Origin of the sequence: Streptomyces sp. NPDC052012, assembly GCF_040689265.1 — a bacterium.
In the GTDB taxonomy this organism is placed as follows: Bacteria; Actinomycetota; Actinomycetes; order Streptomycetales; family Streptomycetaceae; genus Streptomyces.
In genome coordinates this window covers 178,436-191,962 of the sequence record NZ_JBFAXA010000007.1, presented here as the reverse complement: position 1 = coordinate 191,962, position 13,527 = coordinate 178,436, and the positions used below count along the sequence as shown (strand labels likewise).

8 protein-coding genes are annotated in these 13,527 nt (G+C 68.6%); 6 read left to right on the top strand and 2 right to left on the bottom strand.

The window, feature by feature from the left end; genetic code table 11:
* Positions 1 to 32: 32 nt before the first annotated feature.
* On the bottom strand, positions 33 to 2,744 hold the full coding sequence (locus AB0412_RS15640; RefSeq protein WP_366403096.1) for a transglycosylase domain-containing protein: 2,712 nt from the start codon (positions 2,742 to 2,744) through the stop codon (positions 33 to 35).
* A 353-nt stretch (positions 2,745 to 3,097) separates the two neighbouring features.
* On the opposite strand from AB0412_RS15640, the gene AB0412_RS15635 reads away from it, so the two are divergent.
* The 4 genes from AB0412_RS15635 (at position 3,098) to AB0412_RS15620 (ending at position 6,835) form a co-directional block, all read left to right on the top strand.
* A complete protein-coding gene (locus AB0412_RS15635; protein ID WP_366403095.1) occupies positions 3,098 to 3,775 on the top strand; it encodes a helix-turn-helix transcriptional regulator in 678 nt (225 codons plus the stop codon).
* A gap of 44 nt (positions 3,776 to 3,819) precedes the next feature.
* Positions 3,820 to 4,902, top strand: coding sequence for an inositol-3-phosphate synthase (locus AB0412_RS15630; protein ID WP_366403094.1), 1,083 nt, complete (start codon positions 3,820 to 3,822; stop codon positions 4,900 to 4,902).
* A 77-nt stretch (positions 4,903 to 4,979) separates the two neighbouring features.
* Positions 4,980 to 6,242, top strand: coding sequence for an MFS transporter (locus AB0412_RS15625; RefSeq protein WP_366403093.1), 1,263 nt, complete (start codon positions 4,980 to 4,982; stop codon positions 6,240 to 6,242).
* Between the two features lie 122 nt (positions 6,243 to 6,364).
* Positions 6,365 to 6,835, top strand: coding sequence for a hypothetical protein (locus AB0412_RS15620; RefSeq protein ID WP_366403092.1), 471 nt, complete (start codon positions 6,365 to 6,367; stop codon positions 6,833 to 6,835).
* Between the two features lie 105 nt (positions 6,836 to 6,940).
* On the opposite strand, the gene AB0412_RS15615 is transcribed toward AB0412_RS15620, so the two are convergent.
* On the bottom strand, positions 6,941 to 8,383 hold the full coding sequence (locus tag AB0412_RS15615) for a CCA tRNA nucleotidyltransferase (protein WP_366403091.1): 1,443 nt from the start codon (positions 8,381 to 8,383) through the stop codon (positions 6,941 to 6,943).
* Between the two features lie 281 nt (positions 8,384 to 8,664).
* Here AB0412_RS15615 and AB0412_RS15610 point away from each other — a divergent pair, with 281 nt between their 5' ends.
* Complete coding sequence (locus tag AB0412_RS15610) at positions 8,665 to 11,049, top strand: DUF6049 family protein (RefSeq protein WP_366403090.1); 2,385 nt, start codon at positions 8,665 to 8,667, stop codon at positions 11,047 to 11,049.
* Positions 11,050 to 11,093: 44 nt separating this feature from the next.
* On the top strand, positions 11,094 to 13,415 hold the full coding sequence (gene murJ, locus AB0412_RS15605) for a murein biosynthesis integral membrane protein MurJ (protein ID WP_366403089.1): 2,322 nt from the start codon (positions 11,094 to 11,096) through the stop codon (positions 13,413 to 13,415).
* Positions 13,416 to 13,527 lie beyond the last annotated feature (112 nt).

The window sequence follows — 13,527 nt, the reverse complement described above, 5'->3', positions numbered from 1 at the left end:
ACGTGAAACACCCAAGCCGGGCGCTGGTCCGGCTAACCGGCGGGGCCTCCGAAGAGACCACCTCCGTTGCCGTTGCCTCTGCTGTTCCCCGGGTCGCCCGATACCGTGGGCGCCGGTGAACCGGTCACACCACCGTCCGTCCCGCCGCTGTCCGTGCCGCCCTGATCGTTGCCACTCGTGTCGCCGTCGTCGCAGTTGAAGTCGAACGGTTCACAGGTGGCGGTCTGGGTGGGAGTCGGGACGGTCGCCGACTCGGTAGGCGTCGGAGGTGCCGACGGCGTCGCCTCCTCGGTCTCCGTGGGCGTCGGAGTGGGGCTCGGGGTCGGATTGTCGTTGACGATCTCACCGATGGGCTCAGGGGTCGGGAAGCGCTCCGCCGGCTCGTTCTTCAGCGCGTCGCCCATGTAGTCCGCCCAGATCTCGGACGGGAACGAGGCACCGTGGATCTTCTCCTGCCCACCCGTGCCGAACATCTCCAGGAACGTTCGGTTCTTGATGCTCTCGTCGTCGGGGTACCGGAACATGCTGATCGCGGTGGACAGCTGCGGGGTGTATCCGACGAACCATGCGGACTTGTTGCCGTCCGTCGTACCGGTCTTGCCGGCCACCTCACGACCGGGCAGCTGGGCGTTGGTGCCGGTGCCCTTCTCGACGACGGTCTTCAGGACGTCCGTGACATTGTCGGCGACGTTCTCCTCGAAGGCCTGCTTCGTCACGGTCTTGTGGGTGAAGACGGTGCCGTCCTTGCTCGTGATCTTCTTCACCGAGAACGGCTCCCGCTGCTCCCCGGAGGCCGCGAACGTGGCGTAGGCACCCGCCATGCGGATGGCGCTGGGGCTGGACGTACCGATGGAGAAGGACGGGTAGTCGGTTCCGGCCAGGCTGCTCTCCAGCACGCCGGCGTCCGTGGCGGCCTCCTTCACCTTGTCGAGGCCCACGTCCATGCCGAGTTGCACGAAGGACGAGTTCACCGACTCCCGCATCGCCTCGCGCAGATCGACCTCGTACCGGGGTGGCGTGCCGTACGAGACGTCGCCGTCATTGACCTGCAGCCACTCCTCGCCCTTCTCGTTCTGCCAGATCGACCCGTCGTAGTTCTTGATCTTGAGCTTGTTCTTGGCCGGGTACAGGCTCTTGGGCGAGACGATCGTGCGCTCGTCCTGGGCCTGCACCTCGTCGAGATCGGGGTCCCGGACCCCCCACTTCATGGCCGCCGCCAGCACGAACGGCTTGAAGGTCGAACCGACCTGGGCGCCGGTCACGTCGGCGTTGTTGGTGAAGTGCTTCGTCGCGTCCTCACCGCCGTAGATGGCCTCGATCGCACCGCTCGCGGGGTTCACCGACGCACCACCGAACTGGACGTGCGTGTCCTTGTCCGGGCGCTTCTTGGGGTCGATGTTCTCCTTGTAGACCTTCTTGACCGAGTCCTCGAGCGCCTTCACCTTCTTCTTGTCGAAGGTGGTGTAGATCGAGTAGCCGCCCCGCTGCAGATCTTCGGCGGTGATGCCGGTGTCCTTGCTGTGGGTGACGATGTAGCTCTTGGCGAGGTCCACGAGGTAGCCGATCTGGCCACTGAGGGCGGTGTTCGACCGCGGACTCTGCACCTTGGGGAGCTTGGTGAACTCGGCCCGTTTCGCAGCGTCCAGATGGCCGTACTCGACCATCTTGTCCAGCGTGTCCTGCATCTGGGCCAGGGCGCGCTTCTTGTTCTTCTCGGGAGTGGCCCCGACCGGGTCGATGGACGTCGCACCGGCCGGGTCGTAGTAGGTGGCTCCCTTGAGCACCGCCGCGAGGAAGGCGCACTGGCCTTCGTCCAGATCGACGGCCCGCTTGTTGAAGTACGCGCGGGCGGCGGCCTCGATCCCGTAGGCGCCGCGGCCGTAGTACGCGGAGTTCAGGTAGCCCTCGAGGATCGTTCGCTTGTCCTCGGTGGCACCCACCTTGATGGAGACCAGGATCTCCTTGAACTTACGGGTGACCGTCTGGGACTGGTCCTCCAGCATCGCGTTCTTCACGTACTGCTGGGTGATCGTCGAACCACCCTGGGTCTCGCCACCGCGGGCCATGTTGAACACGGCGCGGGCGATGCCCTTGGGGTCGATGCCGCTGTCGCTGTAGAAGGTCTTGTTCTCCTGGGAGATGACGGCGTTCTGCATCGCCTCCGGGATCTGCGCCAGGCTGACGATCTGCCGGTTGCGCTCACCGCCCGTGGCGACCATCTGGGAGCCGTCGGCCCAGTAGTAGACGTTGTTCTGCGCCGTGGCCGTCTCCGCGACGACGGGCGTGCCCACCATCGCGTAGCCGATTCCGGCGATGGCCACCAGGCTGCCGAAGAACGCGATGAACAGGCCGGAGACGAGCCTCCAGGACGGCACCCAGCGGCGCCAGCCGTCCTTGTCGTGGCGCGGATAGTCGATGAACCGCTTCCTGCCGGGGGGTGCCGCACGCCCCCTGCCGCGACCGGGGCCGGTGGAACCTGCGCGCCGGCTGCCGGGTCCGGCTTCGGATGCCCGGCGCCGGCCACCCCCGCCTCTCTGTGCCGCGCGCCGTGCTTCGGCGCGGCTGCCGTACGTGCGCCCCTCACCCGCCGAGCCGTGGGATCCCGGCCCATAGGAATCGGACGGCGACCCGGTGGCGCCTCGCGGTGCCGCGCGGCGGCCGGAGGACGAGCCGGACTGGCCGCGTCGGGCCGCGGCACGTCCGCCTCCCTGCGGCTGCGGCGGTTTGCGACGGTGCTCGCTCATCGAACGACTACTCCTCGGGCAGGCGCACCCTTGCGCGCCTGGAAACGGCGGCTGGTTTCCGGTCCCCCCGAAGTACGGATACGGCGCTGGCCGCATTCACCCGTACTGCACCGGGGACAGGGACGCCCACAGACGTCACTCGGTTCCCGGTGGTGTGCATGGCGCACAGACTACGCACCGTCAAAACCTGCCGAGCCCAGAAGTTCACCTCAAATCAGGCAACTTGCTCGCTATGAATCGGGGATGTGATCCCGTTCACCACTCTCCCCCTTGTCGCATCCGGAAGGCCGTTCTATCGTCATGATGTATCGAGTCGATACATCAGAGCGGCATAAGGACGAGAGGAGGCGACGATGAGCCGGCGTTCCGGGATCCTCGAGTTCGCCGTACTCGGCCTGCTCCGCGAATCTCCGATGCACGGCTATGAGCTGCGCAAGCGGCTCAACACGTCACTGGGCGTCTTCCGTGCGTTCAGCTACGGGACGCTGTACCCCTGCCTCAAGACGCTGGTCGCCAACGGCTGGTTGATCGAGGAACCGGGGAACGTCGGCGAGGCCGCCGCGACCCTCACCGGGCGACGCGCCAAGATCGTCTACCGGTTGACGGCCGAAGGTAAGGAGCACTTCGAGCAGCTCCTCTCGCAGACGGGTCCCGACGCGTACGAGGACGAGACCTTCGCCGCGCGGTTCGCCTTCTTCGGGCAGACGTCGCGCGACGTACGCATGCGCGTGCTGGAGGGCCGCCGCAGCCGCCTGGAGGAGCGTCTGGAGAAGATGCGCGCCTCGCTGGCGCGCACTCGGGAGCGCCTCGACGACTACACGCTTGAGCTCCAGCGCCACGGAATGGAGTCCGTGGAGCGCGAAGTGCGCTGGCTGAACGAGCTCATCGAGAGTGAGCGGGCAGGTCGGGACCTTCGCGGTTCCGCCTCCGGGGGAGCCGCTCAGCAGGACAGGACATCTGGAGCGACGGGCGGCCTGCCCCGGTCCGGGGACGACCCCCGGCCGGATACGCCCGACGACACCGCCACGTGAGACCCGCTTCAGGGCCTCACTCGTACACACAGGGAGCAACCGGAATGGGTTCGGTTCGCGTAGCCATCGTCGGCGTGGGCAACTGCGCGGCATCGCTGGTGCAGGGAGTCGAGTACTACAAGGACGCCGACCCGGCGGCCAAGGTGCCGGGCCTGATGCACGTCCAGTTCGGCGACTACCACGTCCGCGACGTCGAGTTCGTCGCCGCCTTCGACGTGGACGCCAAGAAGGTCGGTCTCGACCTCGCGGACGCCATCGGCGCCTCCGAGAACAACACCATCAAGATCTGCGACGTCCCCCGCACCGGTGTGACGGTCCAGCGCGGCCACACCCTCGACGGTCTGGGCAAGTACTACCGGGCCACCATCGAGGAGTCCGCCGAGGAGCCCGTCGACGTCGTCCAGGTCCTCAAGGACAAGCAGGTCGACGTCCTGGTCTGCTACCTGCCGGTCGGCTCCGAGGACGCGGCGAAGTTCTACGCCCAGTGCGCCATCGACGCCAAGGTCGCCTTCGTCAACGCCCTCCCGGTCTTCATCGCCGGCACCAAGGAGTGGGCGGACAAGTTCACCGAGGCCGGTGTGCCGATCGTCGGTGACGACATCAAGTCCCAGGTCGGCGCCACCATCACGCACCGCGTCATGGCGAAGCTGTTCGAGGACCGCGGTGTCATCCTGGACCGCACCATGCAGCTGAACGTCGGCGGCAACATGGACTTCAAGAACATGCTCGAGCGCGAGCGCCTGGAGTCCAAGAAGATCTCCAAGACGCAGGCCGTCACCTCGCAGATCCCCGACCGGGAGCTCGGCGAGAAGAACGTCCACATCGGCCCGTCCGACTACGTCGCCTGGCTGGACGACCGCAAGTGGGCCTACGTCCGCCTCGAGGGCCGCGCCTTCGGTGACGTCCCGCTGAACCTCGAGTACAAGCTCGAGGTCTGGGACTCTCCGAACTCCGCCGGTGTCATCATCGACGCCCTGCGCGCCGCGAAGATCGCCAAGGACCGGGGCATCGGCGGCCCGATCCTGTCGGCGTCCTCGTACTTCATGAAGTCCCCGCCGGTGCAGTACTTCGACGACGAGGCCCGCGAGAACGTCGAGAAGTTCATCAAGGGCGAGGTCGAGCGCTAAGCGCGCTCGCTGTGGGCAGTTGAGGGTCTCCGGGTCGTACGTCCCGGAGACCCTCTTCGTATGTGAGGCTGTGCGCCATGGCCGTCGTCCGTGACCTGCGTGTTCTGTTGCGCTTCCAGGGCTTCAGACGTCTGCTCGCCGTGCGGCTGCTGTCCCAGGGCGCCGACGGGGTCTACCAGGTCGCGCTCGCCGCCTACGTGGTCTTCTCACCGGAGAAACAGACGTCGGCCGCGGCGATCGCCTCGGCCATGGCGGTGCTCCTGCTCCCCTACTCGCTGGTCGGCCCGTTCGCCGGGGTGTTCCTGGACCGCTGGCGCCGCCGCCAGGTCTTCCTCTACGGCAATCTGCTGCGCGCCCTGATGGCCACGGCGACCGCCGTCCTGATCCTCGGCGACGTTCCCGACTGGCTGCTGTACGTCGCCGCCCTGTGCGTCACCGCCGTCAACCGCTTCGTCCTCGCCGGTCTGTCCGCCGCGCTGCCGCGCGTGGTCGACGCCGAGCGGCTGGTCATCGCCAACTCGCTGTCGCCGACCGCGGGGACGCTCGCCGCCACCGCCGGCGGCGGTCTCGCCTTCCTCGTACGCCTTCTCGTCGCGGACTCCGACGCGGCCGTGGTGGTCGTGGGCGCGGCCCTGTACCTGTGCGCTGCCCTCGCCTCACTGCGCATCGCCAAGGAACTCCTCGGACCGGAGCGGGCGGTGGTGAACCCACGGCTCGCCACCGCACTGACCGGCACCGCGCGCGACCTGGTGGCAGGCGTACGCCATCTCGCCGCGCCACCGCGCAGGGAGGCCGCGTGGGCCCTCACGACGATGTCGCTCATGCGCTTCTGCTACGGCGCCATGCTGGTCATGGTGCTGATGCTGTGCCGGTACGCCCTGACGACGACCACGGACGAGGGACTCGCCCTGCTCGGGCTGGCGTTGGGGTTCTCCGGTGCCGGTTTCTTCGCGGCGGCCGTCCTGACGCCGTGGGCGGCGGGACGACTGGGGCCGGGCCGCTGGATCGTGGTGTGCGCCGGCGCGGCGGCGGTCCTGGAGCCCGCGCTCGGTCTTCCCTTCGCCACCGCGCCCTTGCTCGTGGGGGCGTTCGTCCTGGGGCTGACCACCCAAGGCGCCAAGATCTCGACGGACACCATCGTCCAGGCCTCCGTCGACGACGACTTTCGTGGCCGGATCTTCTCCGTCTACGACGTCCTGTTCAACGTGGCGTTCGTGGGCGCGGCCGGGGTGGCGGCCCTGATGCTGCCGCCTGACGGCCGATCGGTCCCGCTGGTCGTAACAATCGCCGTTATCTACGGAGCGGTAGCTGTGGCTATGGCCCGTTTTGAACGCCAGTAAGTGTCACATCAATGCCACAGAGCCCTCTGGGGCTACAGAGTTGTCAGTGGCGGCCGGTAGCTTACGTGGGTCTTATCAGCGAGCGATTCGCGTCAACACCCATGTTTTGAGGGGGACCCCCAGTGACTACTCCGCCGCCCCAGGGCAATCCGTTCGCCCAGGGCCAGCAGCCGCAGCCCTACGGCCAGCCGCCCCAGGGCGGATTCCCCCAGCAGGCAGGACAGCCCGGCTTCCCACCGCCTGGGGCCCCCGTTCCGCCGCCCGCGCCCAAGCGGTTCAGCAAGAAGATGCTGCGCATCGTCGGCTTCATCGTCGTTGCGATTCTCATCGCTGTGGGCAAGTGGTGGTGGGGTCAGACCGACGCCGAGACCACGTCCGTGGGCAGCTGCATGCACAACGAGGGCACGCAGATAAGCCCGGACCTCAAGACGGTCGACTGCTCCTCGAGCGATGCTCAGTACAAGGTCGTCGAGAAGTTCGACAACACGAGCGACGACTCCAAGTGCGAGACCGTCAAGGAAGCGACGATCTCCTACTACCAGACCGGCAGCGACAGCCACAAGGTCGTTCTCTGCCTGAAGGAAGTGAAGTAACACCTGCGTCGGAGCGTAGAGAGGGCGGTGTTTCACGTGAAACACCGCCCTCTCTGCATGCTGCGGGGTCATGTTTCACGTGAAACATGACCCCGCAGCGCCGGCTCAGTCCTGCTGCTCGGCCCACCACTCCTTGAGTGCCGCCACCGCCGTGTCGTGCTCCATGGGCCCGTTCTCCAGGCGGAGCTCCAGCATGTGCTTGTACGCCTTGCCGACCGCCGGGCCCGGCTTGATGTCGAGGATCTGCATGATCTCGTTGCCGTCGAGGTCCGGGCGGATGGCGTCCAGTTCCTCCTGCTCCTGGAGCGCGGCGATGCGCTCCTCCAGGCCGTCGTACGCACGGGAGAGCGCCGCCGCCTTGCGCCGGTTGCGCGTCGTGCAGTCCGAGCGGGTCAGTTTGTGGAGGCGGTCGAGGAGGGGACCCGCGTCACGGACGTAGCGGCGGACCGCGGAGTCCGTCCATTCCCCCGTGCCGTAGCCGTGGAAGCGGAGGTGGAGCTCCACCAGGCGCGAGACGTCCTTCACCAGTTCGTTGGAGTACTTCAGCGCCGTCATCCGCTTCTTGGTCATCTTCGCCCCGACCACCTCGTGGTGGTGGAACGAGACCCGGCCGTCCTTCTCGAAGCGGCGCGTGCGCGGCTTGCCGATGTCGTGCAGCAGGGCCGCCAGACGGAGGGTGAGGTCAGGACCCCCGTCCTCCAGCTCCATCGCCTGCTCCAGAACGATCAGAGTGTGCTCGTAGACGTCCTTGTGCCGGTGGTGCTCGTCACTCTCCAGACGCAGCGCCGGCAGTTCGGGCAGCACGTATCCCGCGAGCCCCGTGTCCACGAGGAGGGTCAGGCCCTTGCGCGGGTTCGAGGACAGGATCAGCTTGTTCAGCTCGTCCCGCACGCGCTCCGCGGAGACGATCTCGATACGCCCCGCCATCTCCGTCATGGCGGCGACGACCTCGGGAGCCACATCGAAGTCGAGCTGGGCCGCGAAGCGGGCGGCGCGCATCATCCGCAGCGGGTCGTCCGAGAAGGACGCCTCGGGCGTGCCGGGTGTCCGCAGCAGACGGGTCGCGAGGTCGGCCAGACCGCCGTGCGGATCGATGAAGACCTTGTCCGGGAGGGCGACGGCCATCGCGTTCACGGTGAAGTCGCGGCGGACGAGGTCCTCCTCGATCGAGTCGCCGTACGACACCTCCGGCTTGCGCGAGCTGCGGTCGTACGCCTCCGAGCGGTAGGTGGTCACCTCGATCTGGTAGCCGTCCTTCTGCGCCCCGACCGTGCCGAAGGCGATCCCGACGTCCCAGACGGCGTCCGCCCACGGCCGCACGATCTGCAGCACGTCCTGCGGTCGGGCATCGGTCGTGAAGTCCAGGTCGTTCCCGAGCCGGCCGAGCAGCGCGTCCCGTACCGAGCCACCGACCAGGGCGAGTGAGAACCCGGCCTCCTGAAAACGGCGGGCAAGGTCATCGGCGACAGGAGCGACCCGCAGCAGTTCACTCACCGCGCGGTCCTGCACCTGGCTGAGGGCACTGGTTTCTTCCTTGGCGTTCGGCACAACAAGAGAGGGTACGTGGCCGGGGCGGGCGACAGCTCCCCCATTCTGTTCCCCCATTCGGCGCCACCGGCCGGGCGCTGACGTCCCGGGCGATACGCCGCCAAGCGCTGCACTCGCGACGTGGGGAACCTCTCCCTTTTATAGAGGCACATACGGGACGCGGGGCCTTTGTTTGCCGATCTTGCACAACGGTCCGCGGCACTTCCTCTCAGCGCGCATCGTTACCATGCCTGGACGCACATTCCGACGACCACTGACGACGACGAGGGACGGGCGAGCGCGTGGCCGAGGCGGCAGACTTCCAGGGGACGAGTCCCTCACCTGCCCGCCGCTGGTTGCGGCGTACCGGAGTCCTGCTCGCCGGAGTGCCGCTTCTGGCCGGGCTCCTCCAGCTGCCCGCCGCCCCTGCCGCGGACGCCGCCGGTCAGGATGCCCCGCGTGCCGCCGCCGGAGCGGGCCAGGTGGCCGTCTCCGTGGATGCGCTGACCCCCAGTGTGCCCACCGAAGGGGACACGGTGACCGTGTCCGGCACGGTGACCAACAGGGGCAAGCAGACCGTCACCGACGCCCATGTCGGCCTGAGTGTGAGCCCCCCGCTGACCACCCGCTCGGGGATCGACACGATCGCCAGGAACAGCGACGACGTCCGGACTCCCGTCGGCCCGGAGATCGGCGGCCAGTACACGCAGGAGTTCGCGAAGCTGACCCCGGGCGTCTCCCGGCCCTTCAGCATCTCCGTGCCGGTCGACGAACTGGATCTCGGACAGGACGGGGTCTACCAGCTGGCCGTGGCACTGGCCGGTCGGACCGCCGCGCAGCAGTGGGAACAGACCCTCGGCGTCCAGCGGACCTTCCTGCCCTGGCAGCCCGAGGAGGCCGACACCAAGACGAGGACGACGTTCCTGTGGCCGCTGATCTCCGACGTCCATGTGACGGCGGAGACGGGTTCGAACGAGCAGCAGACGCCGGTGTTCCGTGACGAGGAACTCGCCGAGGAGATCGCGCCGGGCGGCCGGCTGGACCGGATGGTGTCACTGGGCCAGGAACTCGACGTCACCTGGGCCATCGATCCGGACCTGCTGGCTTCCGTCGATGCGATGACCCAGGGTTACGAGGTCCGTGGCGAGGGCGACGAGAACGTCCCCGGCCGCCACGAGCAGGTCGCCGAGCGATGGCTCGCCCAGCTGCAGAAGGCAGTGGCGGACAAGGAGATCGTCGCTCTGCCCTTCGGCGACCCGGATCTCGCCTCCCTCGCCCACAACGGCACGGCCGTCGCCGGTTCGCTGAACCACCTGAAGGAAGCGACCGACGCCGCCACCGAGACCGTGCAGACGATCCTCCACGTGACCCCGACCACGGACTTCGCCTGGCCCGTGAACGGCGCGGTCGACCCGTCCATCGTCAAGGTCGCCACCTCCGCGGGCGCCGACCAGGTGATCGCTCGCAGCGACACCTTCAACGAGACCAGCGGCCTGTCCTACACACCCTCTGCGCCACGTCCGATCGGCGGCGGCACCACGGCCGTGGTCGCCGACGCGCGGCTGTCCACGGCGTTCCAGGGCGACATGGCCAAGGCCTCCGCGTCCACGCTCGCGACGCAGCGGTTCCTGGCGCAGAGTCTGATGCTCGGCCTCCAGACGAACGAGCAGCGCAGCGTCGTCGTCACCCCCCAGCGCACACCGTCCGCGAGCCAGGCCCAGACGATGGCCGATGCCGTCAAGGCCCTCCAGGACGGGACCTGGTCCGAGTCCCAGGACCTCACGGCGGCCGCCGAGGCCAAGCCTGACCCGGCAGCGGGGACCAAGATCCCCTCAGCCTCCGCGTACCCGTCCGCCCTGCGCAAGCAGGAGCTGCCGCGCTCGGCGTTCGAGCAGATCGCGAGGACGCAGCACAAGCTCGACAAGTTCAAGGTCATCCTGTCCAGTGCGGACCGGGTCGTGACTCCGTTCGGCCGCGCCCTGAACCGGGCCATGTCCGCGTCATGGCGGGGGCGTGCCCCCGACGCGGCCACCTACCGCAGCGGGGTCGAGACCTACCTCGACGGGCTCATCGACTCGGTGAAGCTGATCGAGAAGTCGGAGACGAAGCTCTCCGGCCGCAGCGCCACGATCCCGGTGACGGTCCAGAACAACCTGGTGCAGGGCGTCGACCATCTGGTGCTGAGGCTGTCCTCGACCAACCCGACCCGCCTCAAGATCGACGGTGAGGCCTACCAGGAGCAGCCCGTCACCGTCTCCGGCGGCCACAGCCAGTCGGTGAAGTTCACCACGTCAGCCAACGCCAACGGCCGGGCGACCGTGGTCGCCCAGCTGTACACACCGGACGGCCAGAGGTACGGCGAGCCCGTCACCTTCGACGTCAAGGTCACCGAGATCACCGCCACCGTGATGCTGGTCATCGGCGGCGGGGTGCTGCTGCTCGTGCTGGCCGGCTTCCGGATGTACACGCAGCGCAAGCGGGCGGCCGCCCGCGAGGCGGCGGAGGACGACCTCATGGGCGAGGAGACCGGCGCCCCGCAGAACCCCGAGGGCGCCGCGGAACGTCTCACCGAGGAGTCGGGGTCCGGCTCACGGGCAGACGACCCCCATCAGCCGAGTGACCCGGCACCGGACACCGCACCGGAAAGCGCCGACCCGTCGGGCACGGGTGAGAGAGTGGACCGTTGAGGATGTCGTGGCCGGTGGGCCCGGGACGATGAGGTGGGGTAACCATGAACGCGCCGTACGACGGTGACCGCGGCCATGCCGCGGGCAGCTCGGGGCACCCCGAGCCGGACCACCCCGAGGGTCCGCCGCCCGGGCACGACGAGGTGCCGCAGCCACCCTCCGACATGTACCTCCAGGACGCGTACGACGAGGATCCCTACCGGGCGCAGGACATCTCCGCCCAGGACCCGGTCGCCGAGGCGCTCTACGACCGCGCCGCGCACCCTCCGCCCCCGCCTGGCGCGTACCCGCCGCAGCAGCCGCTGTACGGGCAGCCGCCCCAGCCGCCCCACGCCCCCGATCCGCGCGTGTGGGCCCAGACGCCCGCGCCGGAGCCGGACGGCCCGACCCAGTACCTGCCGTACGGCGACGATCCGCGCACCACGCAGTTCGTGGGGGTGGACGAGCTGGTCGGCCAGGCCGGTGACCAGCGCCACGAGCCGGACGCCTTCGCCCACCTCTTCCGCGACCAGCAGCACAGCGGCGTCCTCCCGGACCAGCAGCAGGGCAGCGGTTATCCCGAGCAGCACCATGATCGACGCCCGGACCGGCAGCAGAGCGGAGGCCGTCCCCACGAGCCGGCGTCCGTGCCGGGTCCCTCCTCGGCGACACCCGGCCACTACGCGGGCGCCACGCCGCCCCCCGCCGCTGAGGCGCCCACCCCGGAACCGGCTCCGGCGCCCGCCGCGAAGAAGGGCGGCCGGGCGGGTGGCCTGCTGAAGTCGAGCGCCGTGATGGCAGCGGGCACGATGGTGTCCCGTCTCACGGGGTTCATCCGGTCGGCGATGATCGTCTCGGCGCTGGGTCTGGGCCTCCTCGGCGACTCGTTCCAGGTCGCGTACCAGCTGCCGACGATGATCTACATCCTCACCATCGGTGGCGGGCTGAACTCGGTCTTCGTGCCGCAGCTCGTGCGTGCCATGAAGGAGGACGAGGACGGCGGCGACGCGTACGCCAACCGTCTGCTGACCCTCGTCATGGTGGCCCTGGCGGCACTCACGACCCTCGCGTGGTTCGCCGCGCCGCTCCTCGTACGAGCCCTGTCGAACCCGGTCGCCGGCAACACCGAGGCCAACGATGTCGCCGTCACCTTCACGCGCTACTTCCTGCCCTCGATCTTCTTCATGGGCATTCACGTGGTGATGGGTCAGATCCTCAACGCCCGCGGCCGTTTCGGCGCGATGATGTGGACCCCGGTCCTGAACAACATCGTCATCATCGTCACGCTCGGCACCTTCCTCTGGGTGTACGGAACCGCCGCCGACTCCCACATGAGCGTCGCGAACATCCCGCCGGAGGGCGAGCGGCTGCTCGGTGTGGGTGTCCTGCTCGGCATGGTGGTCCAGGCCCTGGCGATGATCCCCTACCTGCGCGAGACCGGCTTCCGCATCCGTCTGCGCTTCGACTGGAAGGGCCACGGTCTCGGCAAGGCGGCCATGCTGGCCAAGTGGACCGTCCTGTTCGTCCTCGCCAACCAGGCGGGCGCGCTGGTCGTGACCCAGCTGTCCACCGCCGCCGGTCTGGATTCCGACGTGGAGGGCACCGGATTCGCCGCCTACGCCAACGCCCAGCTGATCTGGGGCCTGCCGCAAGCCATCATCACCGTCTCCCTCATGGCCGCCCTGCTGCCCCGCATCTCGCGCTCGGCCGCCGAGGACGACGCCGGTGCCGTCCGTGACGACATCTCGCAGGGCCTGCGCACCACCGCCGTCGCGATCGTGCCGATCGCCTTCGGATTCGTCTCGCTCGGCGTCCCCATGTGCACGCTGATCTTCGGCTCCTCGGGCACGAGCGAAGCGACCAACATGGGCTACATGCTGATGGCCTTCGGCCTCGGCCTGATCCCCTACTCGGTTCAGTACGTCGTCCTGCGCGCCTTCTACGCCTATGAGGACACCCGAACCCCCTTCTACAACACGGTCATCGTGGCCGCGGGCAACGCGATCGCCTCGGCGGTCTGCTTCCTCGTGCTGCCGGCCCGCTGGGCCGTGGTCGGCATGGCCGCCTCCTACGGCCTGGCCTACGCGATCGGTGTCGGTGTCGCCTGGCGGCGGCTGCGCAAGCGCCTGGGCGGAGACCTGGACGGCGCACGCGTGCTGCGGACCTACGCACGGCTCTGCATCGCATCGGTACCGGCCATGCTGCTCAGCGGCGCGGCCTGTTACGGGATCAGCCAGGCGCTGGGACAGGGCGTCGCGGGATCGTTCGCGGCGATCCTGGCCGGCGGCGCGGTCCTCCTCGGTGTCTTCTTCGTCGCGGCACGCCGCATGCGCATCGAGGAGCTCAACTCGCTGGTCGGCATGGTCCGCGGACGCCTGGGACGCTGAGGCAGGGGGTAGACGCACAACCATCGTCAGCCACCGTGTGTCGTGCATAGCGGCGGACTGTGGGCACAATTGATGTCTGCGTCGGGCGGCGCGCAACGGACGCCGGCCGACG

Coding starts and splice junctions, on each gene's coding strand:
- AB0412_RS15640 (WP_366403096.1), bottom strand. CDS start 2,744: ATGAGCGAGCACCGTCGCAAACCGCCGCAGCCGCAGGGAGGCGGACGT.
- AB0412_RS15635 (WP_366403095.1), top strand. CDS start 3,098: ATGAGCCGGCGTTCCGGGATCCTCGAGTTCGCCGTACTCGGCCTGCTC.
- AB0412_RS15630 (WP_366403094.1), top strand. CDS start 3,820: ATGGGTTCGGTTCGCGTAGCCATCGTCGGCGTGGGCAACTGCGCGGCA.
- AB0412_RS15625 (WP_366403093.1), top strand. CDS start 4,980: ATGGCCGTCGTCCGTGACCTGCGTGTTCTGTTGCGCTTCCAGGGCTTC.
- murJ (WP_366403089.1), top strand. CDS start 11,094: ATGAACGCGCCGTACGACGGTGACCGCGGCCATGCCGCGGGCAGCTCG.